General features: G+C 61.8%; 21 protein-coding genes. 19 read left to right on the forward strand and 2 right to left on the reverse strand.

Annotated elements, in window-relative coordinates; translation table 11 throughout:
* Nucleotides 1–52 precede the first annotated feature (52 nt).
* Complete coding sequence (locus PQR54_RS08265) at nucleotides 53–1,612, forward strand: sugar ABC transporter ATP-binding protein (protein ID WP_408244883.1); 1,560 nt, start codon at nucleotides 53–55, stop codon at nucleotides 1,610–1,612.
* Nucleotides 1,613–1,627: 15 nt separating this feature from the next.
* Entirely contained in the window at nucleotides 1,628–2,686 is a 1,059-nt protein-coding gene (locus tag PQR54_RS08270) for an ABC transporter permease (RefSeq protein WP_408244884.1), read from the forward strand.
* 63 nt (nucleotides 2,687–2,749) lie between these two features.
* Here the strand turns inward: PQR54_RS08270 and PQR54_RS08275 are convergent, their stop codons facing one another.
* On the reverse strand, nucleotides 2,750–3,475 hold the full coding sequence (locus tag PQR54_RS08275) for a DeoR/GlpR family DNA-binding transcription regulator (protein ID WP_168790509.1): 726 nt from the start codon (nucleotides 3,473–3,475) through the stop codon (nucleotides 2,750–2,752).
* Nucleotides 3,476–3,926: 451 nt separating this feature from the next.
* Here PQR54_RS08275 and PQR54_RS08280 point away from each other — a divergent pair, with 451 nt between their 5' ends.
* Nucleotides 3,927–4,328, forward strand: coding sequence for a hypothetical protein (locus tag PQR54_RS08280; RefSeq protein WP_408244885.1), 402 nt, complete (start codon nucleotides 3,927–3,929; stop codon nucleotides 4,326–4,328).
* Nucleotides 4,325–4,777 carry a hypothetical protein gene (locus PQR54_RS08285; RefSeq protein WP_408244886.1) on the forward strand — a complete coding sequence of 151 codons (453 nt, stop codon included), beginning with the start codon at nucleotides 4,325–4,327 and terminating at the stop codon, nucleotides 4,775–4,777. The genes PQR54_RS08280 and PQR54_RS08285 overlap by 4 nt, the downstream gene beginning before the upstream one ends.
* Before the next feature lie 63 nt (nucleotides 4,778–4,840).
* On the opposite strand, the gene PQR54_RS08290 is transcribed toward PQR54_RS08285, so the two are convergent.
* Complete coding sequence (locus PQR54_RS08290) at nucleotides 4,841–5,644, reverse strand: AraC family transcriptional regulator (RefSeq protein WP_408244887.1); 804 nt, start codon at nucleotides 5,642–5,644, stop codon at nucleotides 4,841–4,843.
* A gap of 98 nt (nucleotides 5,645–5,742) precedes the next feature.
* On the opposite strand from PQR54_RS08290, the gene PQR54_RS08295 reads away from it, so the two are divergent.
* The 15 genes from PQR54_RS08295 (at nucleotide 5,743) to PQR54_RS08365 (ending at nucleotide 22,804) form a co-directional block, all read left to right on the forward strand.
* Nucleotides 5,743–5,994 carry a hypothetical protein gene (locus PQR54_RS08295; RefSeq protein ID WP_408244888.1) on the forward strand — a complete coding sequence of 84 codons (252 nt, stop codon included), beginning with the start codon at nucleotides 5,743–5,745 and terminating at the stop codon, nucleotides 5,992–5,994.
* A gap of 37 nt (nucleotides 5,995–6,031) precedes the next feature.
* Entirely contained in the window at nucleotides 6,032–6,991 is a 960-nt protein-coding gene (locus PQR54_RS08300) for a quinone oxidoreductase family protein (protein ID WP_408244889.1), read from the forward strand.
* Between the two features lie 221 nt (nucleotides 6,992–7,212).
* The gene (locus PQR54_RS08305; RefSeq protein ID WP_408244890.1) at nucleotides 7,213–8,586 is read left to right on the forward strand and encodes an alkaline phosphatase family protein; all 1,374 of its coding nucleotides are present in this window, start codon (nucleotides 7,213–7,215) and stop codon (nucleotides 8,584–8,586) included.
* A 458-nt stretch (nucleotides 8,587–9,044) separates the two neighbouring features.
* Nucleotides 9,045–9,743: an energy transducer TonB gene (locus PQR54_RS08310; protein ID WP_408244891.1), complete on the forward strand. Its 699-nt coding sequence runs from the start codon at nucleotides 9,045–9,047 to the stop codon at nucleotides 9,741–9,743.
* 75 nt (nucleotides 9,744–9,818) lie between these two features.
* Nucleotides 9,819–10,733, forward strand: a complete 915-nt coding sequence (locus PQR54_RS08315; protein ID WP_408244892.1) for a MotA/TolQ/ExbB proton channel family protein — start codon at nucleotides 9,819–9,821, stop codon at nucleotides 10,731–10,733.
* Between the two features lie 27 nt (nucleotides 10,734–10,760).
* Nucleotides 10,761–11,186 (forward strand): ExbD/TolR family protein, encoded by a 426-nt coding sequence (locus PQR54_RS08320; protein ID WP_408244893.1) that lies wholly within the window; start codon nucleotides 10,761–10,763, stop codon nucleotides 11,184–11,186.
* A gap of 54 nt (nucleotides 11,187–11,240) precedes the next feature.
* Nucleotides 11,241–11,669, forward strand: a complete 429-nt coding sequence (locus tag PQR54_RS08325) for an ExbD/TolR family protein (protein ID WP_408244894.1) — start codon at nucleotides 11,241–11,243, stop codon at nucleotides 11,667–11,669.
* A 40-nt stretch (nucleotides 11,670–11,709) separates the two neighbouring features.
* Entirely contained in the window at nucleotides 11,710–12,702 is a 993-nt protein-coding gene (locus PQR54_RS08330; protein WP_408244895.1) for a succinylglutamate desuccinylase/aspartoacylase family protein, read from the forward strand.
* 587 nt (nucleotides 12,703–13,289) lie between these two features.
* A complete protein-coding gene (locus tag PQR54_RS08335; RefSeq protein ID WP_408244896.1) occupies nucleotides 13,290–13,838 on the forward strand; it encodes a GNAT family N-acetyltransferase in 549 nt (182 codons plus the stop codon).
* Nucleotides 13,839–13,896: 58 nt separating this feature from the next.
* Nucleotides 13,897–14,841 (forward strand): ABC transporter substrate-binding protein, encoded by a 945-nt coding sequence (locus PQR54_RS08340; RefSeq protein WP_408244897.1) that lies wholly within the window; start codon nucleotides 13,897–13,899, stop codon nucleotides 14,839–14,841.
* A gap of 135 nt (nucleotides 14,842–14,976) precedes the next feature.
* Nucleotides 14,977–17,478, forward strand: a complete 2,502-nt coding sequence (locus PQR54_RS08345; protein ID WP_408244898.1) for a TonB-dependent receptor plug domain-containing protein — start codon at nucleotides 14,977–14,979, stop codon at nucleotides 17,476–17,478.
* A gap of 138 nt (nucleotides 17,479–17,616) precedes the next feature.
* Entirely contained in the window at nucleotides 17,617–18,618 is a 1,002-nt protein-coding gene (locus PQR54_RS08350; RefSeq protein ID WP_408244899.1) for an LLM class flavin-dependent oxidoreductase, read from the forward strand.
* Between the two features lie 28 nt (nucleotides 18,619–18,646).
* On the forward strand, nucleotides 18,647–19,969 hold the full coding sequence (locus PQR54_RS08355) for an LLM class flavin-dependent oxidoreductase (protein ID WP_408244900.1): 1,323 nt from the start codon (nucleotides 18,647–18,649) through the stop codon (nucleotides 19,967–19,969).
* 31 nt (nucleotides 19,970–20,000) lie between these two features.
* On the forward strand, nucleotides 20,001–21,821 hold the full coding sequence (locus tag PQR54_RS08360; RefSeq protein ID WP_408244901.1) for an amino acid ABC transporter permease/ATP-binding protein: 1,821 nt from the start codon (nucleotides 20,001–20,003) through the stop codon (nucleotides 21,819–21,821).
* A gap of 41 nt (nucleotides 21,822–21,862) precedes the next feature.
* On the forward strand, nucleotides 21,863–22,804 hold the full coding sequence (locus tag PQR54_RS08365; protein ID WP_408244902.1) for an ABC transporter substrate-binding protein: 942 nt from the start codon (nucleotides 21,863–21,865) through the stop codon (nucleotides 22,802–22,804).
* Nucleotides 22,805–22,806 lie beyond the last annotated feature (2 nt).

Consider the following 22,806-nt stretch of genomic DNA (forward strand, 5'->3'; position numbering starts at 1 on the left):
CATGTGTCATGGCGTCCTCGCAAGGGGACGCCTCAACCTGTGACTCGCTACAATGAATCAAGACGCAATCTCACCGAAGTCATCGCAGTCTGAAGCGTCGCAGCCGTTTCTGCAGGTTGTCGGCGTGCACAAACGCTTTACCGGTGTGCATGCATTACGCGGCGTGAGCCTGTCGTTCGAGCGCGGTCAGATCTATCACCTGCTCGGCGAAAACGGTTGCGGCAAGAGCACGCTCATCAAGATCATTTCCGGCGCGCAGCCGCCCGACGAAGGCGAGCTCGTGATCGAAGGCGTGCGGCATGCGCGGCTCTCCGCGCTCGAATCGCTCGCCGCCGGCATCGAGACCGTGTATCAGGATCTCTCGTTGCTGCCGAACATGAACGTGGCCGAAAACGTCGCGCTCACGTCGGAACTGGCCACGCATCAAGGCAAGCTGGCCCGCACCTTCGACCGCCGCGAACTGGCGCGCACGGCCGCACGCGCGCTCGAAGCGGTCGGCCTGCCCGGCAGCGCGGAGTTTCAGGCCACGCTGATCGAACAATTGCCGCTCGCCACGCGGCAGCTCGTGGCGATTGCCCGCGCGATCGCCAGCGAGGCGAAGTTCGTCATCATGGACGAGCCCACCACGTCGCTCACGCAGAAGGAAGTCGACAATCTGATTGCCGTGCTCGCCAATCTGCGCGCGCAGGGCGTGACCGTGCTGTTCGTCAGCCACAAGCTCGACGAATGCTATGCGATCGGCGGCGAAGTGATCGTGCTGCGCGACGGCCAGAAAATGGCGGAAGGACCGATCGCGCAATTCACCAAGGCGCAGATCAGCGAGTTGATGACAGGGCGGCATCTGTCGAATGAGCGCTATCGCGAAGGCGCACACGAGCCCAACGTCGTGCTCGACGTGCGCGGTTATACGCGCGCCGGCCAGTTCAGCGATGTGTCGTTCGCTCTGCACGGCGGCGAGATTCTCGGCATTACCGGTCTGCTCGACTCGGGCCGCAACGAACTCGCCCGTGCGCTCGCGGGTGTCGCTCCGGCCCAATCGGGGCAAGTGACGCTCGACGGCAAGTCGATTTCACTGCGCACCCCCTCGGACGCGAAGAATCATCGCATCGGCTATGTGCCGGAAGACCGCCTGAACGAAGGGCTTTTTCTCGACAAACCGATTCGCGACAACGTGATCACCGCGATGATCTCCAGCTTGCGCGACCGCTTCGGCCAGATCGACCGCGTCCGCGCGCAGGCGCTTGCGGAGCAGACAGTGAAGGATTTGCAGATCGCCACGCCGGGTGTCGACAAGCCGGTGCAATCGCTGTCGGGCGGCAATCAGCAGCGCGTGCTGATCGGCCGCTGGCTCGCCATCGACCCGCGCGTGCTGATCCTGCATGGACCGACGGTCGGCGTCGACGTGGGATCGAAGGACATCATTTACCGCATCATGCAGCGCCTCTCGCAACGCGGCATCGGCATCATTCTGATCAGCGACGACCTGCCCGAACTGCTGCAGAACTGCGACCGCATCCTGATGATGAAGAAAGGGCGTGTGGCCAGCGAATACCAGGCCGACACGTTGAGCGAAGCCGATCTGTATCACGCGCTGCTTTCGGAAGCCGCATAAAGGACGTTCCCATTTATGAACTCGCGCATCGATTCGCGCCTGAACCAGACCATGACCACCCCGACCGTTGTCGAAGTCGCCCCCGAGGTCAAGCCGCCGAGCTTACGGACCAGGCTCGCGCGCAATCCCGAATGGTTCACCCTGGCATTGATCGTGGTGACGTGCCTGATTGTCGGTGCGATCAATCCGCGTTTCTTCCAGCTGGCGACGCTGTTCGACCTGTTGCATTCCGCGACCACCATGTCGCTGTTCGCGCTGGGCACGCTCGTGGTGCTGGCCTCCGGCGGGATCGACGTGTCCTTCACCGCGATTGCCGCGCTGACGATGTACGGCATCACCAAGGCCGTGTTCGCATGGTGGCCGGATGCGCCGTTCGCGCTGATCCTCATCACGGGCGCGCTCGGCGGCGTCGTGCTCGGCATTGTGAATGGGCTGCTGGTGCATCGGCTGAAGGCGCCTTCGCTGATCGTCACGATCGGCACGCAGTATCTGTATCGCGGGCTGTTGCTGACGTTCATCGGCACGACGTTCTTCATGAACATTCCGCACAGCATGGATCGTTTCGGCCGCATTCCGCTGTTTTTCTATCACACCGCCGACGGCTTGCGCGCGGTGCTGCCGGTGTCGGTGGTGGCGTTGGTGGCGGCCGCGGTGGTCACGTGGTGGCTGCTGAATCGCACGATGATGGGACGCGGCGTCTATGCGATGGGCGGCAGCCTCGCGATTGCCGAGCGGCTCGGCTACAACCTGCGCGCAATCCATCTGTTCGTGTTCGGCTATACCGGCATGCTGGCCGGCATCGCGGGCATTCTGCACGTGTCCAACAACCGGCTCGCCAATCCGTTCGATCTGGTGGGCACGGAACTCGATGTGATCGCCGCTGTGATTCTGGGCGGCGCGCGCATTACGGGCGGCACGGGAACGGTGGCCGGCACGTTGCTCGGCGTGGTGCTGGTCACGCTGATCAATAGCGTGCTGATTCTGGTGGGCGTGCCGAGCACCTGGCAGAAGGTGATTATCGGCGCGTTCATTCTGATCGCCGGAACGCTGTTCGCCTTGCAGCGCAAGAACTGAAGATTGAAGCTGCGGCCTCCGCGTTGTAAGCGGGGCCGCAAATGCGGAGGCAAGCAAGCGCGCCTAGCGGCGCTTGCGATGCTCCTGGCCTTTCTCGGTGATGATGGAGTCGAAGTCGTCCACTTGCGAGAAACGCACGGCTTTCACCACGCCGAACTTGCTCTGGTCCACCACCAGATGCCGCTCGACCGCGCTCGCCATGGCCGCCTGTTTCAGCGCGACCTCATGAAAATTCCAGCACGTCACGCCGCGCGCCGCGTCCACGCCGCCGGCTGAAATGAACGCCTTGTTGATACCCATGCGGCGCAACATCTCCAGACTTTCTTCGCCCGCGAACGAATCGGAAGAGGGCACATAGACGCCGCCCAGCAGAATCATCCGCACATTGGGTTTGCGCCGCAAAATCTCCGCGACGTTCAGCGAATAGCACACCACCGTGACATGCCGCTCGACAGGAATCAGCCGGGCCAGTGTGGTCAAAGTCGTGCCGCAGTCGATGAACAGCGTCTCGTTGTTCCCGATGAGTCCCGCCGCAATCGCCGACGCTTCAGCCTTGGCCTGCGCGAAGTGATCTTTCTCTTCTTCGAGCGAGTAGCCGGCGTTATTGGGGACGTCGGTCGCGCTGACGATATAGCCGCCGAGATACGTGAATCGCTCGGGACTGCCGGCGATGTCGCGCCGCACAGTCATTTCCGAAACGCCCAGCAGGCCGGCGGCGTCGCGCAGGCGCATCACGTTTTGCCTGCCCAGTGCATCGGCAAGGGCGCGGAGGCGGTCGGGTTTCAGCATGAAGCTCCTGTCGCGCAGTGTGTGGAAGGGCGTTATGTTTTGTTCGATTTGGTGAAAGAATTATAACAAGAGGTGGTGCGCACGGCGAGCGGGATATCGGTTGTTTGGGAGGATTGGAGGCATACGTTTCACGGTTTCGGCGCTGTCGTGCTCGGGGATGTTGCCGAAGTCAATCGACGGATAGCTCTCTTGCGGGAGGTTAGCCGCACAGCTACTGAATCTCATTGCGCCAATTTGTTAAATGAAGCGAGGCATTTATTGTTAAGCCGCGTGGATCACCGCGGAACACGATTGCATTCAGAAACGATGCATCATTTTTTAATCCGAACCGCACTACGGCATTCATTCATTTACATTTCTGTAAGCCTCGTTATAATCCGAACGCTTACGTCACGGCTTTTTTGCGGCCGGAGAAAAACTGACAACGTCACATGCAAAACGGATCACGATAATGGCAGGCGGACAAAATATCAAAACCCTGTGCGAGAACCACTGGACGCGGTGGAAAGCCGATTGCAGCGGCTTCCTGAAGGCCGTCGCGGCGGACCTCGATATTACGCTGACGGGTGATGCGAATAGCATTATCGACACGATCGGCCGTGCACCATGGACTCAACTCGGCTCGGATGCCGATAAGGCCGTCGCTTATGCCGGGCTCGGCTATCTGGTGGTTGCCGGATTGAAGGCGACGCATCACGGTCATGTCGTGATTATCATGCCGGGCCAATCGAAACCTTATCCGCTCGCGTATTGGGGCCGATATGGCGGCGTCGGACGAAAAAACACCGCCATTGACTTTTCCTGGACGCATGCGGATCTCGCGAACGTCCAGTATTACGCTATCAAACCATGAAGCAGAGTCTTATCACGCGAGCGGTCATGGCCGTTGCCGGCCTGTTGATTGCGGCGCCGGTTGCCATCGCGCAACCGTGTCATTACAGCGAAGTGAATCCTGGCACGGGCAAGGTCAGCGTAGGCGACCTGTCCATCGATCTGGGCCAGAGCGACGGCACGGATAGTCCGACGGCCTGGCTCGGTCCGGTTACGCTAAGCCGTGCGGGCGGTGCATCGTGCTCCGTGGATCCGAACGTGAGCATCGTCGAGCGGCCGCTTTATACGAACGGCAAGCAGCTTCTCGTCTCCACGTATTCCGGCAGTGAGCAGGTGGTCTATGCGATCGATGCGTCGACCTGCAAGATCCAGTGGAAGAGCGGTTCGTTTTCCGGCAAGGTCAAACTGAGCGGCAACCGTTTGCAACTGGATAAGCGCAAGGTGAAGTTGGGCTCGAACTGCGCGCCTTGAGGTGGCTTGCGAGAGCACGCTGCACCATCAACTCGCTCAACTCACGCAAGTCGCGTCCGATGATCAGGCAGGCGCGACGCGCGACTCTTGCGAGTCCGCCGCGAGATATCGGCCCGGCGTGGTTCCCATTGCTTTGCGGAACATATCGATAAACGCGCTGACGTTGTCGTAACCCAATTCGAGTGCAATCGTCGTTACGGGTACGCTATCCGCGACGAGTTCAAGCGCGCGCAGCAACCGCGCCTGCTGACGCCATTGCGCGAATGACATGCCTGTCTCGCTCACGAAGCGGCGGCTCAGCGTGCGCGGCGCGAGACCGGCCCACGTCGCCCATTCTTCCAGACGCCGGTTATCGGACAGATCGCTAACCAGCGCATCCGTGATGCGCACCAGCCTCGGATCTTCCGGGCGCGGCAAATCGAGCGATTCCTCTTTCGACGCTATTAACTCGTCGATGATCACCTCTGCAATCCGCGTCTGCCCCTGATCGAGTTCGACACCCGGCCAGGTGGCGACGCGTCTCACCGCTTCGCGCAACAAAGGCGTGGTTTTGATCGCGCGCGGCTCACGCGGCAACTGCGCGCAGCGGTGCTCGGTAATGAAAACACTCCACCCCGAGAACGGACCATACGAGCGAACCGAGTGGACGCAATGCGGCGGAATCCAGATCGCGTGAGTGGCCGGCACGACCCAATGGCGCTTATCGAGCCCGACCGATACAAGCCCGCTCAACGCGCCCATGAGTTGCCCGCGTGCGTGACTGTGCGACGACGTCGCGCGCGCCTCGCTCTGCGTCAATTCCGCCGCGGCGAGGAACGGCCCTGCGGGCGATGTGACGAGATCCGGTCGGATTAAATGCTTCGGCATGGCTGGAACACCGTATTGAATGGCCTTTATACCGGAGACCGGCCGCTTTTGCACGCCTACACTCGCTTCCATTCTTTCAATGACTGGAGGGCAATGACATGCGAGCCGAACAGGTTCTCCCCGATTCCGCCGATCGAATCGAAATACGCGGCGCGACGATCCGCAAGGGCACGGTAGGCGCTTTCCTCGCCAACGCGCGGGTCTGGACCGACCCGCAAGCCAGTGAACAGGCCCGCGCCGAAGCCGAGACCGACATGCTCGACGCACTGCCCGCGCTACGCGCGATCGGCTTGTTCGACGTGCTCGACATTCGCGATGTCGCGCTGCGCGATTGGGTCGATGCGCACTGAGCGACGCCTCGCGGCAACCACACAGCAAGGAGTCACCATGAAAGCAGCAGTCGTGAAGGCAGCGGGCCAAGCGCCCGTGTATGCCGATTTCGAAGCACCCGTTGCAGCGGCCGGCGAGTGTGTCGTCGACGTGACGGCTTCCGCGCTCAGTCACGTGACGCGGTCGAGGGCAGCGGGTTCGCACTATTCGTCGACGGGGAGTTTTCCGTTCGTTGCGGGCGTCGACGGTACCGGGCGCCTGGAAGACGGACGGCGTGTCTACTTCTTCAAGCCGCAAGCGCCATTCGGCGCCATGGCCGAGCACAGTCTCGTGTCCGCCACGCATTGCATCGCATTACCCGACGCGCTCGACGATGTCACCGCGGCCGCCATCGCGATTCCCGGCATGTCGTCGTGGGCGGCGCTGATCGAGCGGGCGCGCTTCGTGGCCGGCGAGACGGTGTTCATCAACGGAGCAACGGGTACGTCGGGGCGATTGGCTGTGCAGATCGCGAAGCATCTCGGAGCAGGGCGCGTCATCGCAACCGGCCGCAATGCCGCGGCGCTCGAATCGCTGGCGCTTGCCGGTGCCGACAGCACGATCTCTCTCTCGCAGGACGAGAGCGGTCTCACGCGCGCATTCGAAAACACCTTCCGCAACGGCGTGGACGTGGTGCTCGATTACCTCTGGGGCTCCAGTGCGCAGTCGTTGCTTATCGCGGCAGCAAAGGCTTCACCGGACGACTATCCGGTGCGCTTCGTTCAGATCGGTTCGGTGAGCGGCGCGAATATCCAGTTGCCAGGCGCGGTGCTTCGTTCAGCGGCCATCACGCTGATGGGCAGCGGTATCGGCAGTATTCCTTTCGCGCGTCTACTCGACACGATGAACGCCGTATTCAATGCCGCCGTGCCCGCCGGATTGCAGGTCGCCACCCAAGCCATCCCGCTCGCGGAGTTGGGCTCACATTGGGAAAACGCAAACAGCGCGACGCGCACGGTCTTCATTCCCACACCATAAGATCGTCATGCGTGGACCACTCTGAATGAAGATCGACTGCGAACGCGTCGTCATCTTGCCGGTGAAAAATGCCCACGCTGTTCACCTCTACTTCGAACCGGATATCCGCCTGCGCCGGCGTGGCCTCAGGGAATTACCTGAGACGCGAAAGCCACGGTTTTCGTCTACCTTGTCCGATACGAATCGGTTTGCGCTGAATGCCAGGTGCACAAGGAGCTTCAATGACTGCTCTGGACCAGATTGACACCATCGTGATCGTCATGATGGAAAACCGTTCCTTCGATCACGCACTCGGCTATCTGAGCCTGAACGGCAGCCAGGTCAACGGCCTTTCCGCAGATCCGGCGTGGCAGGCGAACTTCACCAACGTATACAACGGCAAGCAATATCCCATCCATGCACTGGGTCCGACCGGACCTGCCATCTCGGATCCGCCTCACGACCGCGCCCCGATCGCCACGCAGATCAACACGCCGTGTGCGCCGGGAGGATGCCCGGAACTCGGCGGATTCGTGCAGAGCTATGCCACCCGCAAACCGGCAGCGTCGAATCTGGCCGACGTGATGGGTTATTACGACGCGCGCACCGTGCCCACTTTCGACTTTCTCGCGAAACACTTCACTGTGTGCGACAACTGGTTTGCTCCATTGCCCTCGGGAACTCAGGCGAATCGCCTGATGGCGATGGCGGGGACCAGCCTTATCAGCGACAACGTGCAAGGGCTGAGCTTTCTGCCCGATCAGCCACTTGCGTACGATTGGCTTCGCGAGCGCGGCATACCCTGGTGTGTCTACCAGTCGGGGAGCTTCTTTCCGTTCTTCAGCCTGATGAAGGAGTGGCTTCCGGAAATCCTGCTGTCGTTGACACTGCCGCTCAACGATGCCGGCGGAAACTTCCGGCGCTATTCGAGGTTTGCGCGTGACTGGCAAGGCAACAGCATTCTGCCGAAAGTGATTTTCATCGAACCGGAATATACCGACGGTCCTCATCACACCGCTAACGACGATCATTGTCCAACGGGGATGGCCGGAGGACAGGCGTTCGTTGCGGATATCTACCGGACCTTGATTTCGAACCCCGCCAGGTGGCAAGAGACGCTGTTGATCGTGACGTACGACGAGCACGGTGGTTTCTTCGATCATGTGGCGCCTTTGGACATTGCGGCCGACATCGCGGGATATTCTTTCAAGACCACCGGTCTGCGCGTGCCGGCATTGCTGGTGTCGCCTTATGTCACGCCGGGGGGCGTCTACTCGGGCAAACTCGACCACACTGCAGTGCTGCAGATGCTTGCGGAGAAGTTCGACTCGCAGAAGCAGTACTCCGTTGCTGTCAGCACGCGCAGCGCCCAGCTCGACCGGCTGGCGAGCGCTCTGAATAGTCAACCTGTGGTTCAGCCTCCTCCTGCGTTGGCCGGTGCGCCGATACAGACCACGGCGGCTGCATTCAACGCGACTGTGCAAGCGGGCGTGTCGGATACGACGCAGGGTTTTCATAATGTCGCGCTGCAGGTGGCAAGGGATCATCCGCAATTGCTGAGCTCGCCGCAGTGGACGGGACTGGCGGAATATCTGTCTGTGTATGGGAAGCATTGAAAGAGAACACGTGCAATAACGGAGCGCTTTCCGCGGCACGTCGAAACGAACGCTTCTTCGAAGCCGATAGCGCCGATAACGCCGATCGCGCCGACATTGCGCAGCGCTTCGCACTTTATTCAAGGCTGATCGGCCTCGGCTCTTATCGAGTGAGTGCCCGAGATGGACGAGATCGCAACGGTTTCGTCCCCCATGCCGTTTTGCCTATCTGCATTTGCCCACGTCCCCCGCAAAAAGTCTAAACGCGCAAGCCGGCATCGCGTGATCCGGTTCACTCCGATCTTTTTTATGCGTGCGCAGGAATCCAAATACGGAATTCTTTGTTCACTTCAATATGGCGTGCGGATAACGTATTTCACTTCTCGTAGCGACGCGGCGCAAAACCGCCCGCGCTTCATCGTGCAAGGTTTCAGGAGATCGGTCGTGAGCAGCACAGGCTATAGCTACCGGAGTGATGCATGTCGACAGAGCTGATTTCCGGGTCTGCGTCGTCGGGCGCAGGTCCACGCCAGTACGGGCGTCGTCCGCAGAATCCGGTTCGCCGCTACGCCGGCATCACCGTGGTCCTGCTGCTGCACGTCTTGTTCATCTGGGCGCTGACGAACGGCCTCGCGAATAAGGTCGTGCAGATCGTGCAGAAGCCGATCGAGACCAGGATCATCGAACCGGTAAAGCCGCCACCGCCGCCGCCGATCCCGACGGTGAAACTGCCACCGCCGAAATTCACGCCACCGCCGCCACCGCGACCATTCGTGCCGCCGCCCGAAGTGGCGGTCACGCCGCCGCCCGCGCCGACTATCACGCATCAGGCCACGCCTGAGCCGACTCCGGTTGCCCCGCCGCCCGCGCCCGTGGCGCCGCCGGCGCCCGCGCCAGCGAAGCCGGTTAGCCATGCGATCGGCGTGGTGTGTCCGAACTCGGACGAGATACGCCGCTCGATGGGCTATCCGCAGGAAGCGCAGGACAACAACATTACGGGCGACGTGACGATCTCTTTCGTGGTCGACCCGCAGGGGCACGTGACCGACGAGAAGGTCGAGCAGTCTGCCGATCCGATCCTCGATCGAGCGGCCTTCGTCGCGGTGAAGAAGTTCAACTGTATTTCGCAAGGGCAGCCGGTCCGCGTCCAGGTGCCGTTCTCGTTCAACCTGAACTGAATGCCGCGTGCGCGATCCTCGTCTGCCTCGATGCCAACTCACTCACTATCAAAGACGGCACCGTCTGGAGCATTTATGAAGAAGCGTTCTTTTGCCGCCGTGGCGGCCAGCTTGCTGATCGCGGCTGCGCCCGTCAGCTTTCTTGCAGCGCCGCAGGCCGTTTGGGCCCAGGCAAGCGCGTCCACTGCCTCTGTAGCGGCAACACCCGCTGCATCGGGTGTCGAGCATGCCCCGGCGACGTCGCAGCCGGGCGCAGCCTCGGACCAGCCGGTGCCGCCGCCACTCGCGGCGACCAGCACCGAAGTGACCAACCCGTACGGGCTCGGCGCGCTTTGGGCGAATGGCGACTTCGTCGCGCGTTTCGTGCTGATTCTGCTCGTGCTCATGTCGATGGGAAGCTGGTACATCATGATCACCAAGTTCTTCGAGCAACTGCGCGCGAACCATCGAGCGAAATCGGCCGACGAGCAACTATGGAGCGCGCCGTCGCTCGCCCAGGGCGCGCAGCAGCTCGACGAGAATTCGCCGTTCCGTTTCATCGCGCAAGTGGGCATCGAGGCCGGCAAGCACCACGACGAAGCTTTGCTCGAAGCGGTGGACCGCAACACCTGGATCGACGTGTCGATCGAGCGCGCCATTACCAACGTGTCGAACCGCTTGCAGGACGGCCTTGCATTCCTCGGCACAGTCGGCTCGACAGCGCCGTTCGTCGGCCTGTTCGGCACGGTATGGGGGATTTATCACGCGTTGACCGCGATCGGCATCGCCGGACAGGCGTCCATCGACAAAGTGGCGGGCCCGGTTGGCGAAGCGCTGATCATGACGGCGATCGGCCTCGCGGTCGCGGTGCCGGCCGTGCTGGGCTATAACTTCCTCGTGCGTCGCAACAAGTCGGTGATGGAACGCGTGCGAGCCTTCGGCGCGCAGTTGCACACCGTCCTGCTGCCGGGCACGAAGCGCCAGGTGCGCGCGGTCGCGAACGCGCATTGAGCCGCCCAATACGCGGAGCTAGAAGTCATGGCCATAAACGTTGGACAGGACGGTCAGGAGGACGAGGTCATCGCCGCCATCAACACGACGCCGCTCGTCGACGTGATGCTGGTGCTGCTGATCATCTTCCTGATCACGATTCCGGTCGTCACGCATACAGTGCCGGTGCAGTTGCCGAAAGAAACCGTGAATCCGTTGCAGTCCAAACCGGACAGCATCGAGATCGCGGTCAACAAGGACGGCGACCTGTTCTGGAACGAGAAGCTGGTCGATCGGCCAACCTTGCTCGCGCGGCTGAAGGTGGCGTCGGTGAAGCTGCCGCAGCCCGAGGTGCACGTACGCGGTGACCAGACCACGCGCTATGAATTCATCGGCCGTGTGGTCACAGCCTGCGAGCGTGCCGGGATTTCGAAGGTATCGTTTATTACGCAACCGCCGGCGCGCGGCGGCTAGATTTGCATGGGATCGGACCTGGTGCCAAAGCGCCGGGTCCGACAGGAGCCTACGATGGGAATGAACGTATCTTCGGGTGGCGGCAGCGAACCCGAGGTGATGGTGGACATCAACACCACGCCCTTGATCGACGTGATGCTGGTGTTGCTGATCATGTTGATCATCACGATTCCGATCCAGATGCACTCGGTGAAGATGAATCTGCCGGTCGGCAACCCGCCGCCACCAGCCGTGCCACCGCCGGTCGTGCAGGTCGATATCGATTTTGACGGCACAATCAGGTGGAACGGCGCGCCGGTTGCGGCCGGCGCTGATCTGGATAAGCATATGGCCGAGGTCGCGGCGCAAGGGGACCAGGCGGAGATTCATCTGTTGCCGAACAAGCTCGCGCCGTACAAGGACGTGGCCGCCGTACTGGCGGCCGCGCAGCGCGAAGGGGCGACGAAGATCGGGCTTATCGGCAACGAACAATCTATGCAGTGAGCGCGTCTGCGCAGTCGTCGCGTATCTGGAAGGAGATCCCATGAGTACGCTTCACAATGAAATCGACCTGGATGCCGACGGACGTCATGTCGGCTATCTGCGCTTACCTCACTCGGTTCATCGTTCCGCGTACGGCTGGATTCCGATTCCGATCGCCTCGGTGCGCAACGGCGACGGTCCCGTCGTGCTGCTCATGGGCGGCAATCACGGTGACGAATACGAAGGACAGGTACTCGTTTCCAGTCTGATCCGCGAGATCGAACCGCAATGGGTGCGCGGCCAGCTGATCTTTCTGCCGATGGCGAATTTTCCCGCCGCGGCCGCGGGCCTGCGGACTTCGCCGCTCGACGGCGGCAACCTGAACCGCAGTTTTCCAGGCGATCCGCAAGGCGCGCCGACCGCCGCGATTGCCGACTACATCGAGCACTCGCTGCTTGCGCGCGCGCAATATCTGATCGACCTGCATTCGGGCGGAAGTTCGCTTCTCTACCACGGCGCCAATATGCTGGCCATGGAGCCGCGCGACCCCGAAGAAGAGGAGCGGCTCAAAGCATTGCTTGCCGCGTTCGGGTTGCCGCGTGCATTTTTGCATCGGCCGAATCCGGTCCATGCGGCGAGCGCCGCGCGGCGGCAGGGCGCGATTTCCATTCTCACCGAACTCGGCGGCGGCGGCACCGTGCAGGCGAGCCTGCTGCGCGATGCGCGACACGGACTGCTGAATCTGCTCGGCTTCATCGGCGTGTTGCGCGGACCGCTCGTTCCGGACGGCCCGCCCGCGCGGACGCGCTTCTTCACGGTGTCCGGCTCGCGCCACTATGTGTATGCGTATGATCGCGGCGTGTACGAGCCGCTCGTCGAGTTGGGCGATCAGGTCGTGGCGGGGCAGCCTGCTGCACGGATCCATTTCCCCGACACGCCGCTACGGGAACCGGTCACCACCTTTTTCGCTAGCGCGGGCGAGGTCGTTTGCAAGCGTGTGCCTGCCGCCGTGGAGCGTGGCGACTGTCTCTTCCATCTCGCCGAGCCCGTTTGAAAACGAAGCGGTCAGGTGCAGTGCCGCTATCGTGGACAGATTGCACGTTTTATCGACGTGTCATTCCGCGTGCAATGAGATGAATAGCGACACGAAATGAATGATTCGAATTAGCCAGAAATAAAAATCCAAGACGCTATTCTGGAAATTTACACGCTTTATTAGACGTCCCGGACGTTCTGGTGCGATCTGCCCAATCAATCCCAATTCAATAATTGAAAGCAATTAGAAATAATCATGCAATTAGTGGACGTTAAACCCGAGAAATAAAATCATTGCAGGGCATATGTTTTCTGTGGGCCGGTCGGCGAAGCAACACAGGCGTGAAAGCAAGATGAAATAAACGTGCAATCAAGAAACAGCAAGCCGGCCTATATCACCCACATCCAGCACACTGCCGCTATAGCGAGATTAACGACGTCAATTAAATATACGAATTACACGGAATAACGATTCGTTAAATGTTTGGTTCATTCGGAATGGGTGGCCTGTTATCTTCTTTCTAGTTCGACGGCAATCAAAAGTCGGGCGGAAAAAAGAGTTCAACGACAGGAGCGGTAGGGATAAGAGCTATCCCCCTATTCAGCATGACCTACGAAATTATTGACACCACGCCGCTGGATCCGATTGCACGGCCGCTACTGGACGCGCTGAACGTCGAATACACGACACGCTATCGCGAGTTCCGGCCGGCAAGCGCGGCCTCGGTGAGTGAAGAGATGTTGCGTTATCCGGCCGAGTTGTTCGCGCCGCCCGATGGCGCGTTCATCGTCGTTGTACGCAATGGGGAAACGGTCGGCGGCGGTGCGTTCAAGCGCTATGACGCGACGACCGCGGAACTCAAGCGCATCTGGACACATGCGAGCCAGCGACGTCAGGGATTGGCTCGCCGCGTCGTGCAGGAACTCGAGGATCGAGCGCTGCGCCAGGGATATCGCCGCGTCTATCTGACCACCGGCTTCAAACAGCCGGAAGCAACCGGACTCTATTTCAATGCGGGCTATGAGCCGATGTTCGATCGCTCGATCGCACCGGAGATCCATTTTCGTCTTCCGTTCGGCAAGGATCTGCTGGAGCCGGGTCGCGTCGATTCATTACACGATCTGGTTGCGCCTGAGCCGCTCGGCCAACGGTAGTTACATGCGCAATGCAGCGCATCGATCAATTCGTTCATCTCATGGAGTACATCAAGTCATGAAGCAAAGCAGGGGAATTCGGGTAGCCGTGGCCGGGACTTTCGCCGCATTGGCGATGGGTGTAGCAGGCATCGCTCTGGCGGCAGGCAGCACCTTCAATCTGAGTCCGGATCAGCACGACCAGATCCGGACCACCGCCGACACCGCCGCCATCAAGGCGGTGCCGGCGACGTTTCCATTTGCCGCGAAGGACGAACTGGTCATCGGCATGACCGTAGCGTGGCCGCCGCTGGGCACGTATGCGACGGATAACAAAACGGTCGTCGGCTTCGACCCGGATCTCGCGCAACTGGTCGCGGACGGGTTGGGACGCAAGCTGAAAATCGTGGTGCTCGCATGGGAAGACTGGCCGCTCGCCGTGCAATCGGGCAAGGTCGACGCGGTTCTGTCGAATGTGACGGTCACCGAGCAGCGCAAGGAGAAATTCGATTTCTCGACCTACAGACGCGACGTGCTCGGGTTTTACGTAGCCAGTTCGAGCCCGATCAAGGCAATCCGCGAACCGAAGGATGTTGCCGGCCTTCGTGTCATTACCGATTCGGGAACGAATCAGGAAAAGATCCTGCTGGCGTGGGACAAAGAGAACATTGCGCACGGACTCAAGCCCGTGCAGATCCAGTACTACGACGACATCGCGGTCAGGGATGTGGCGCTGCGCTCGGGGCGCGCCGACGCGATTCTTAGCGTCAACTCGGCGCTCGCCTACGAGGCGGCGCAAAGAGGAGGAATACGCGCGGTCGGCACCATCAGCGGCGGCTGGCCGATCATGGCCGATGTCGCGATCACGACGAAGAAGGGCAGCGGACTCGCCGCGCCGCTCACGGTGCTGCTGAACGACCTCATTCGCAGCGGTAAATACACCCAGGTACTCGACCGCTGGAATCTCGGTTCCGAAGCGATCGACCAGGCCAAGACGAATCCTCCCGGGCTTCCCAGGAGTTAAATCGTCGGGGCAGTTGATTCTGCCTCGATAAGGTCGGTTTTCAATCACAAGTATTACTACAGAGTGGCTTTGCGCGTGGCTGAGATCGGCCACGTGCTGGAGCAGTGTGTCCGCCAATAACCAACGGAATAGTCGATGCGCGGGAAAGACAGGAATAATAGGGCCGTTCGGCCAATCATCGGGGTTCGCGGGAAAGTGCTGTCGGTCGCGGTTCTGGCAGCCACCTGCAATAGCGCGGCATGGGCACAGAGCGCGGCAGCGCCGGCGGAAGCGAGCGACGCTGCCGCCGTTGCACCGGGCGCCGCTCAACCGAATGCGGGAACGGCGTCCGCGAAGCAGTCCGGCGCAGTGAATACCGTGCAGCAGGATACGGTGGTCGTAACCGGTACGCGTACCGATACGAAGGCCAGCCAGAGCCTGACACCGGTGGACGTGATCAGCGGCGCTCAATTGCGCGCCACCGGTCAAAGCAATCTGCGCGACGCGCTCGTTCAGCTATCGCCGTCGATCTCGCGTGAGAACTACGCGGGCGACGCCGCCGTGCTGACCGACGCGCTGACGCTCCACGGACTGAGCCCGGACCACGTGCTCGTGCTGGTGAACGGCAAGCGCCGTCATACCACGGCGAATATCGCGCTCGACGGCGGCTTGAACCAGGGCTCCACCGGTGTCGATATCGACATGATTCCGGTCGGCCTGATCGATCACATCGAGGTGCTGCGTGACGGCGCGGCCGCGCAGTACGGGTCGGACGCCATCGCGGGCGTTATCAACATCATCCTGAAGAAAAGTTCGCACGGCGGAGAGTTGCAGACGACCAACGGCCAGACTTATGCGGGCGACGGCTTCAAGAACGGCGAGTCGGCCAATATCGGTTTGGACCTGGGCGGCAAAGGCTTTCTCGATCTGAGCGCGGAATACAACCGTCAGAACCATACGATCCGCACCGGCCCTGACGACTACTTCGGCTCGTTCCAACCGGGCCACGGTTACTACAACCCGATCGAGGGCGATCCGGCGAGCACGCGCACGTCGGTGGGTTACAACGCTGGCTACTACCTTGGCGACGATGTCGAACTCTATGGCTTCGGCACGTATGCGCATCGCGACGCGGAGTCGTATCAGAACTATCGTCCGCCCTCAGTGCTGCCGCAAATTTATCTGAACGGCTTCGTGCCGGTGGAAACGATCAACGAGAACGACTTCTCGGTGACGACGGGCATCAAAGGGCAGAATCTGTTCGGCTGGTCGTGGGATCTGAGTTCGACATACGGTGGCGACCATGACGTCGTGGGCTTGCGCAACTCGGCCAACACGGGGCTCTATGCCGCGCAGGGCTATACGCCGACCAGCTTCCACTTGTCCACCGTCAGCAACACGCAGCTGACGAACAACCTCGATTTCTCACGGGCTTTCCAGTTGCCGCTACTCCCGGCGCCGGTAAATGTTTCGTGGGGCGTGGAGCAGCGCCGCGAGACCTACTCGGTAGGGGCGGGCGATTACGCGTCGTATATCGACGGCGGCTCGCAGGCGCTGCCCGGCCTCGCGCCTGTGAGTGCGAGCGACAATTCTCGCAACGTGCTCGGCACCTATCTCGACCTGTCGACCCACGTGACGCCGAAATGGACGGTCGATCTGGCAGGACGCTTCGAGCATTACAGCGACGTGGGCAACACCACCAACGGAAAGCTATCGACACGTTACGACTTCACGCCGGCATTCGCGATTCGCGGCAGCGTCAGTACCGGTTTCCGTGCGCCGTCGCTCGCCGAGGAGTACTACAGCAATATCAACGAATCGCCTGCCTCCGTGTTCGGTCTGCTCGCGGCCAACTCATCGGCGGCGAAGCTGATCGGTGCGCAGCAACTGCAGTCGGAAAAATCGACCAACTACAACATCGGCTTCGTGCTGACGCCGGTCAAGAATCTGCACGTGACACTCGACGCTTATCAGATCGACATCCGCAACCGGATCGTCGAAGGCGGCACGGCGTCGGGCGCGGATGCCATCGCCGCAATGCAGGCGGCGGGCCTGTCGGTGCCCACTTCAGTGCCGGCCTCGGCGGTATCCGCGAGTTACTTCACCAACGGCGCCAGCACGCGCACCCGCGGGATCGATCTGACCGGCACGTACCACACGGGCTTTGGCCAATTCGGATGGGTCGACTGGGACCTGGGCGTGAACATCAATACGACCTCGGTCACGCATGTCGCGAACGGCGCGAACGGCAAGCCGGAACTCAATGCACAACAGGTCGCGTGGCTGAGCACGTCCACGCCGAAGAACAAGATCATCATCGGCGGCACGTGGCATCTCGACAAGTGGGGTGTGAGCCTGCACGAGACGCGTTATGGCGCCACGTCGAGCGAGGAAACCTACATTGTCGGGCCGAACGCGTTCTCGACGACACAGTTTCTCCATTTCGAGAATGCAGCCCGCTATATCACCGACGTCGAAGTCCGCTATGACGTGACGAAGAAATTCCAGATCGCGGTGGGCGCCAACAATCTCTTCAACGTCTATCCGAGCAAGCTGCCTTATGAAGCGCAACTCGAAGGCGTGCAGTACGACGCATTCGCTTCGACGACAGGCGTGAATGGCGGCTTCTACTACGCACGCGCCCGCTACGTGTTTTGATGTTTTCTTGATATGCATAGAAAAATTTGCTCGAACGGTTTTGCACCCCGATCGCCATAATGGGATCAGCAGAGTCGTTCGGCGAATTCCATCCATTTCTTTTCCCGTGTACCGCAGCGTGCATTGGGAGGGTTCGATATGTCCTACTCACTTTCGATTCTCGACAAGAGTCCGATCGCCGACGGAAAGAGTGCTCATGATGCGTTGCGCTTTACCGTGCGGCTCGCGCAACGCGCGGAAGCGCTGGGTTACAAGCGTTACTGGATCGCCGAGCATCATGGCGCACCAGGGCTCGCGAGTTCCGCGCCGGAGATCGTCGTGTCGCATCTGCTCGCGCACACCTCGCGCATTCGTGTCGGTTCGGGTGGCGTGATGCTGCAGCACTACAGTCCGTTCAAGGTCGCGGAAACGTTCCGGGTGCTCGCGTCACTCGCACCGGGGCGAGTCGACCTTGGCATCGGCAAGGCGCCGGGCGGACTGCCGTTGACGACGCGCGCGCTGCAGTGGTTTCACGACAAGGCGAAGAAGCCGGACTTCGCGCATCAGTTCGCCGAACTCGACGCGTTCCTGACGTGGGGCGTCGCGGAAGATCACCCGCTGGCCGGCGCGATCGCGTTGCCGACGCCGCCCGAAGCGCCCGAGCGCATTCTGCTTGGCGCGAGCGCCGAGAGTGCGGCGCTTGCCGCGCAGCATGGCTGGCAGTTCTGCTATGCCGGCCATTTCAACGGCGACGAAGCCAACATCGAGCGCTCGCTCGATGCCTATCGCAGCGTGACTGGACGCACGCCGCTGCTCGCGCTCTACGCGTTCGCGGCACCCTCGCGCGCCGAGGCGCAGCGCCAGGTCGGCGCACTGCGTATTTTCAAGCTTCAGCTTGCAACGGGGCAGAGCGTCAATCTCCCGAGTCCAGAAGCGGCAGCGGAATTCGCGCGGCAAACCGGCGTGACTGACTATCGTCTCGACGAGTTGCATCCACACGTGATCGCCGGCACCGCGGAAGACGTGCGCCAGCAACTCGACGCCTTGCACGAACGCTTCGGCATTGAAGAATTCGTGATCGACACCCCGATAACAGACTACGCGCAGCGCCTCGCTTCGGTCGAAGCGCTGGCCGGCGCGGAACAGACCGCACGCGTCTGATTAGCTCAATCTATTTACGGACCAGACTATGACTCAGCGAAATCTCACATTCGGCATCATGCTGCACGGCGCGGGCGGCCATATGAACGCGTGGAAGCATCCGGCCGGTCCCGCGGACGCCAGCGTCAACCTTGATTTCATCACCGGCGTTGCGCAGAAGGCCGAGGCCAACGGTGTCGCGTTTGCGTTCGTCGCCGATGGACTCTATATCAACGAGAAATCGATTCCTCACTTCCTGAACCGCTTCGAGCCCATCTCGATCCTGTCCGCACTCGCGACATCGACCTCGAAAATCGGTCTCGCCGGCACGCTGTCGACCTCGTATAGCCATCCGTTCACGGTGGCGCGGCAGTTCGCGTCGCTCGACCTGATCAGCGGCGGGCGCGCGGGATGGAATGTGGTGACTTCGCCGCTCGAAGGGTCCGCGAAGAATTACGGCGGCCAGCATCCGGACCATGAACTGCGCTACGAGATCGCCGACGAGTATCTGGAAGTCGTGCAGGGACTGTGGGATAGCTGGGACGACGACGCATTCATTCGCGAACGCGAGAGCGGCCGTTTCTTCGACCGCGACAAACTGCATACGCTCGATCACAAGGGGCGGTTCTTCGAAGTCGCCGGGCCGTTGAACATCCAGCGTTCGCCGCAGGGACAGCCGGTGATCTTCCAGGCCGGTGCGTCGGATTCGGGGATCGCGCTTGCCGGCAAATACGCGGACGCGGTGTTCACGCATTCGCCTTCGCTCGAAGAAACCAAGGCGTTCGCCGACCAGGTTCGCCAGAGCGCGGTCGAGCACGGCCGCGCGGCGACCGACGTGAAGATCTTTCCCGGCATCGGACCCATCGTCGGCGCGACGGCGGAAGAAGCCGAAGCGAAGTATCGCGCGATTCGCGACCTGCTGACGATCGACGACGCGCTCGCCTATCTCGGGCGCTTTTTCGAGCATCACGACTTCACGCAATATCCGCTCGATGAACCATTCCCCGAGTTGGGCGATCTCGGCTCGAACAGCTTCCGTTCGACGACCGACCGCATCAAGGCCGACGCGAAGCGTACCGGAGCAACGCTGCGCGAGGTCGCGCTGGAAGTGGCCACGCCGAAGACGCAATTCACCGGCACCGGCGAGCAGATTGCCGACGAGCTGATCCGCTGGTTCGACGCGGGCGCATCCGACGGCTTCATCCTCGGTTTTCCGGTGCAGGCAGAAGGGCTGGACGACTTCGTTCGATACGTGATCCCTGCGCTGGAAGCGCGCGGCCGTTACAGCCGCACCCTGGCCGGCACGACGCTGCGCGATCACCTGGGCCTGCCGCGCCGGGAAAGCCGCTACGTGACCGCGGAAACGGCCTGATGAACGGCATGCCACGCATGAGGACAGCATCATGAACGACACGACCCAGCTTGCCGGTCCCGCTCACGCGGTTCATGCAGCACACGCGATCGGCGCCGATGACGGTCACGGCTACGCGCACTATCGGATCGTGCCGGCGCGGCATCATGCGCGCACGGCCGGCACGGTGCTAGCCATCGTCGTGATCGGGCTCGTACTGAATTCGATATTCGGTAATCCGCGCTGGGGCTGGGGCGTTTTCGCGCAGTGGTTCTTCGCCGAACCGGTGCTCTCGGGGCTCGGCCGTACGCTGGTGCTGACGGCGCTCGGCGCGCTGTTCGGCTTTGCACTCGCGACGCCACTGGCCCTGGCGCGCGTATCGCGTTCTCCGCTACTGGCGGGCTGCGCGTGGGCCTTCATCTGGCTGTTCCGCTCGATCCCGCCGATCGTGCTGCTGCTCCTGCTGAACAACCTCGGCTATCTGTACGAGACGATCTGGATCGGCGTGCCGTTCACGCATTTCACGCTGCTCAACCAGTCGACCACTGATCTGATCAGCCCGTTTTTTGCGGCAGTGCTCGGCCTTACGCTGAACCACGCGGCGTTTTCGGCCGAGGCGATCCGCGGCGGGATTCTGTCCGTCGACCACGGACAACGTGAAGCGGCCGCCGCGCTCGGCTTGCCGGGCGCGCGCCAGGTCCGGCGTATCGTCCTGCCGCAGGCGATGCGCTCGATTCTGCCGACCGCCTTCAACGACGTGATCGGTCTCGCGAAAGGCACGTCGGTTGTCTATATCCTCGCAATGCCGGATCTGTTCTACACGGTGCAGATCATCTATCACCGCAACCTGGAGGTGATTCCACTGCTGATGGTCGCGACGGTCTGGTATCTGATCATCCTGACCGTGTTGTCGGCGCTCCAGGTTCACATCGAACGTTACTACGCCCGCGGCGCGACGCGCGAACAGGTGGCGGTGTCGCCGCTGACCGCGCTATTCGGGCGGTGGCGTACCGCGCGGGCTGCACGCAGCGATAGCTCCGATCCGTCGGACCGCCAGCAACGCACGCCGACGACAGGGGAAGCGGCAGCGGGAGGCTGGGCCCAGCGGCGCGTCGGCGGCCGGGTCGGCATCCACAACGTGTCGAAAAGCTTCGGCACGCTGAAGGTGCTCGACAACGTCTCATTGTCGGTCCCGTCGGGCAGCGTCACCGTGATTCTCGGCCAGTCCGGCTCGGGCAAGTCGACCTTGCTGCGCTCGATCAATCATCTTGAGCGTGTCGACGACGGCTTCATCGACATCGACGGCGAACTCGTTGGATACCGCCGCGAAGGGCGCACGCTCTATGAGCTCAAGGAGCGGGACATTCTTCAGCGCCGTCGCGACGATGTCGGGATGGTGTTCCAGAGCTTCAACCTGTTTCCGCATCTGAGCGTGCTCGACAACGTCGTCGAGGCGCCGCTCGCGGCGGGCGTGCCGCGGGCGCAGGCAGAAGCGGAGGCGCGCGCTCTGCTCGCGCGCGTTGGACTCACTGGCAAGGCCGATGCGTGGCCGCGCCAGCTATCCGGAGGCCAGCAGCAACGCGTGGCGATCGCGCGTGCGCTCGCGCTCAAGCCCAAGGTTCTGCTGTTCGACGAACCGACCTCGGCGCTCGATCCGGAACTCGTCAACGAGGTACTGGACGTGATCCGTCAGCTTGCGCGTTCCGGCACGACGCTGCTCATCGTCACGCACGAAATCGGCTTCGCGCGCGAGGTCGCCGACACGATCGTCTTCATGGACGGTGGCCGCATCGTGGAGTCCGGTCCGCCGTCGCGCGTGCTGCTTGACCCGGCCCATCCGCGTACCCGCGAATTCCTTTCGAAGGTGCTTTGAAACGCATGTCACGCAGACAATCCCAACCCCCGACTCGATCGATGACGAAACGCCGTACATTCCTCGGCAATATGGCCGCGCTTGCCGCCGTGCCGCTCGCATGGTCTTCCGGCCTCGCACGGGCCGCCACGCAGTCTTACGATTTCAGCCCGCAGCAGCAAGGCCGCGTGCATGCATCGAAAGATCCCGACGCGCTGCGCCAGCTGACGGACTATCGCTTCGTCACGCCAGGTGTGTTGACGGTCGCGGTCGCGCCATTTGCGGCGCCGATCGCCACGTACGCGACCGACGCCCGCAGCATCGTCGGCTCCGATCCCGATTACGCGCAGCTAATCGCCGACGCACTCGGCCTGCGGCTGCAAATCGTGCCCGTCGCCTGGCCGGACTGGCCGCTTGGTCTTGCCTCGGGCCGCTACGACGCGGTGATTTCGAACGTCGGCGTAACGGAGAAGCGCAAACAGAAATTCGATTTCACGACGTACAGGCTGGGCCTGCATGGCTTCTATGTGCGCGATGACAGCCCCATCAAGTCGATCAGCGAACCGAAGGACATCGCGGGGCTGCGCGTTATCACGGGCTCGGGGGCGATTCAGGAGCGCATTCTGCTCGAGTGGAACCGGCGCAACGCGGCGCAAGGGTTGAAGGAAGCTACGTTGCAGTACTACGACGACGGCGCTTCGGAGCGCCTTGCGCTGCTGTCGGGGCGCGCGGATGCGATCTTCAATCCGCACGCGCCGCTCGCCTATGAGGCCGCGACGCAGGGGCAGATCCGTCAGGTGGGCACGGTCAACGCCGGCTGGCCGTTCAAGGCCGATGTCGCGATCGCGACGCGCAAGGGCAGCGGACTCGCGCAGGCGCTGACCACGGCGACGAACGGCTTGATCCGTGGCGGGCAATATCGCACGGCGCTCGCACGCTGGGGTCTGCAAACGGAAGCAGTGGCTCACTCGGAAACGAATCCGCCCGGCTTTCCGGATGCCTGAAC

This window comes from Paraburkholderia phytofirmans (assembly GCF_046028095.1).
Classification (GTDB): Bacteria; Pseudomonadota; Gammaproteobacteria; order Burkholderiales; family Burkholderiaceae; genus Paraburkholderia; species Paraburkholderia phytofirmans_A.

Bases quoted from the DNA above. Each gene is read 5' to 3' on its own strand.
- PQR54_RS08345 (WP_408244898.1), top strand. From the start codon at position 14,977: ATGCGCGGGAAAGACAGGAATAATAGGGCCGTTCGGCCAATCATCGGG.
- PQR54_RS08295 (WP_408244888.1), top strand. From the start codon at position 5,743: ATGCGAGCCGAACAGGTTCTCCCCGATTCCGCCGATCGAATCGAAATA.
- PQR54_RS08315 (WP_408244892.1), top strand. From the start codon at position 9,819: ATGAAGAAGCGTTCTTTTGCCGCCGTGGCGGCCAGCTTGCTGATCGCG.
- PQR54_RS08265 (WP_408244883.1), top strand. From the start codon at position 53: ATGAATCAAGACGCAATCTCACCGAAGTCATCGCAGTCTGAAGCGTCG.
- PQR54_RS08340 (WP_408244897.1), top strand. From the start codon at position 13,897: ATGAAGCAAAGCAGGGGAATTCGGGTAGCCGTGGCCGGGACTTTCGCC.
- PQR54_RS08320 (WP_408244893.1), top strand. From the start codon at position 10,761: ATGGCCATAAACGTTGGACAGGACGGTCAGGAGGACGAGGTCATCGCC.
- PQR54_RS08275 (WP_168790509.1), bottom strand. From the start codon at position 3,475: ATGCTGAAACCCGACCGCCTCCGCGCCCTTGCCGATGCACTGGGCAGG.
- PQR54_RS08305 (WP_408244890.1), top strand. From the start codon at position 7,213: ATGACTGCTCTGGACCAGATTGACACCATCGTGATCGTCATGATGGAA.
- PQR54_RS08290 (WP_408244887.1), bottom strand. From the start codon at position 5,644: ATGCCGAAGCATTTAATCCGACCGGATCTCGTCACATCGCCCGCAGGG.
- PQR54_RS08365 (WP_408244902.1), top strand. From the start codon at position 21,863: ATGACGAAACGCCGTACATTCCTCGGCAATATGGCCGCGCTTGCCGCC.
- PQR54_RS08355 (WP_408244900.1), top strand. From the start codon at position 18,647: ATGACTCAGCGAAATCTCACATTCGGCATCATGCTGCACGGCGCGGGC.
- PQR54_RS08300 (WP_408244889.1), top strand. From the start codon at position 6,032: ATGAAAGCAGCAGTCGTGAAGGCAGCGGGCCAAGCGCCCGTGTATGCC.
- PQR54_RS08270 (WP_408244884.1), top strand. From the start codon at position 1,628: ATGAACTCGCGCATCGATTCGCGCCTGAACCAGACCATGACCACCCCG.
- PQR54_RS08335 (WP_408244896.1), top strand. From the start codon at position 13,290: ATGACCTACGAAATTATTGACACCACGCCGCTGGATCCGATTGCACGG.
- PQR54_RS08280 (WP_408244885.1), top strand. From the start codon at position 3,927: ATGGCAGGCGGACAAAATATCAAAACCCTGTGCGAGAACCACTGGACG.
- PQR54_RS08310 (WP_408244891.1), top strand. From the start codon at position 9,045: ATGTCGACAGAGCTGATTTCCGGGTCTGCGTCGTCGGGCGCAGGTCCA.
- PQR54_RS08350 (WP_408244899.1), top strand. From the start codon at position 17,617: ATGTCCTACTCACTTTCGATTCTCGACAAGAGTCCGATCGCCGACGGA.
- PQR54_RS08285 (WP_408244886.1), top strand. From the start codon at position 4,325: ATGAAGCAGAGTCTTATCACGCGAGCGGTCATGGCCGTTGCCGGCCTG.
- PQR54_RS08330 (WP_408244895.1), top strand. From the start codon at position 11,710: ATGAGTACGCTTCACAATGAAATCGACCTGGATGCCGACGGACGTCAT.
- PQR54_RS08360 (WP_408244901.1), top strand. From the start codon at position 20,001: ATGAACGACACGACCCAGCTTGCCGGTCCCGCTCACGCGGTTCATGCA.
- PQR54_RS08325 (WP_408244894.1), top strand. From the start codon at position 11,241: ATGGGAATGAACGTATCTTCGGGTGGCGGCAGCGAACCCGAGGTGATG.